The organism is Streptomyces sp. NPDC007205 (assembly GCF_040634095.1).
In the GTDB taxonomy this organism is placed as follows: Bacteria; Actinomycetota; Actinomycetes; order Streptomycetales; family Streptomycetaceae; genus Streptomyces.
Genome location: NZ_JBEYEW010000194.1, coordinates 1 through 1,085 on the forward strand (window position 1 = coordinate 1; position 1,085 = coordinate 1,085).

At 64.2% G+C, this 1,085-nt stretch carries 1 protein-coding gene and 2 pseudogenes; 2 read left to right on the forward strand and 1 reads right to left on the reverse strand.

Annotation, left to right across the window (positions count from 1 at the left end):
* Positions 1–100: 100 nt before the first annotated feature.
* Positions 101–427, forward strand: a complete 327-nt coding sequence (locus tag ABZ624_RS43190; RefSeq protein WP_360101284.1) for a hypothetical protein — start codon at positions 101–103, stop codon at positions 425–427.
* A gap of 27 nt (positions 428–454) precedes the next feature.
* Positions 455–991 (forward strand): annotated as a pseudogene (locus ABZ624_RS43195) (transposase); the annotation flags it as partial.
* Here the strand turns inward: ABZ624_RS43195 and ABZ624_RS43200 are convergent.
* Positions 987–1,085 (reverse strand): annotated as a pseudogene (locus ABZ624_RS43200) (IS5/IS1182 family transposase); the annotation flags it as partial. The pseudogenes ABZ624_RS43195 and ABZ624_RS43200 sit on opposite strands and share 5 nt — an antisense overlap.

The following is a 1,085-nucleotide window of genomic DNA, read 5'->3' on the forward strand; positions in this document are numbered from 1 at the left end:
GAGAACACCACCGCAACGACCAGGAGCCTCGTCTCGTCACCCCACACCCGCTGACCTGCACCTTCACCCCAGCAGGACAGGATGAAAACGGTTCAATGACATCTTTTCCTGGGTGAAGGAGGAGGAGCTTGGTGATCCACACTGCCTCATCCTGGTTCTGGAGCGCACCCGGAATCTCACACGGCTCGAGGCTATTGACGCTATTGCCGACACCATCCGAAACTGGGCGGACGAATTTCTGGTACTCACTGCCCAGTTGCCTGCTACCATGGATGCCCTGCAGCTCTTCGACCACGGCAGCCGACAGGCAGTGGTGACGCATGTCCGCTCCATGCAATCGATGATGAGAGCTTGCTACGACTGGTGCCGCACCTCTCCCCGCTATCACATCTCCGCCCCTGACACCCAGCGCTCTGAACGGCCCTGAGAGCGCCATCAAGTTGTTGGGGGCGGTGTGCATCGCGATGCCCGGCAAGAGCCGTTGGCGGAACTGTCATGCTTCCGGGCGAGTTCTACTCCCGTCTCACTGCTCGTTCGGATGCGTTGTTCGAGCTGGTTGATGCCGTTCTGTGCGGCGACGGGCCGGTGAGGTCGCTGGTCGAACTGTCACTGGCCGGCGAACACCGCCGTGGTCATGGCGGGCTCTACGCCGCCCTCGCCCGTTGCAGGGTCGATACCGGCCGGCTGAGGCGTGCCCTGGCCGCGGTGCCACTGCCGCGGGCTGTCGACGGCCGGCTGGTCCTGGTCATTGACATCACCTGCTGGCTGCGGCCCGATGCCCACACCTCACCACAGCGGATCCTGTGTCACACCTACGGCCGGGCAAAGACCAGTACATCCCCGTTCCTGGCTGGCCGTACTCGATCATCTGCGCGCTCGAGCCGGGCCGCAGTTCATGGACCGCGCCTTTGGACGCGCTTCGCCTGGCCCCCGGGACGACAACGCCACCGTCACAGCCCGGCAGCTGCGTGACGTGCTTCACCGACTGATCGGGCGGCGGTCAGGTCGTGCGTATGGCCGGGCAGTGCCGGCGAGATCCACACCAATGTGCCATCCGGGGCTGTGATGACCTGCAGGTTCACTCC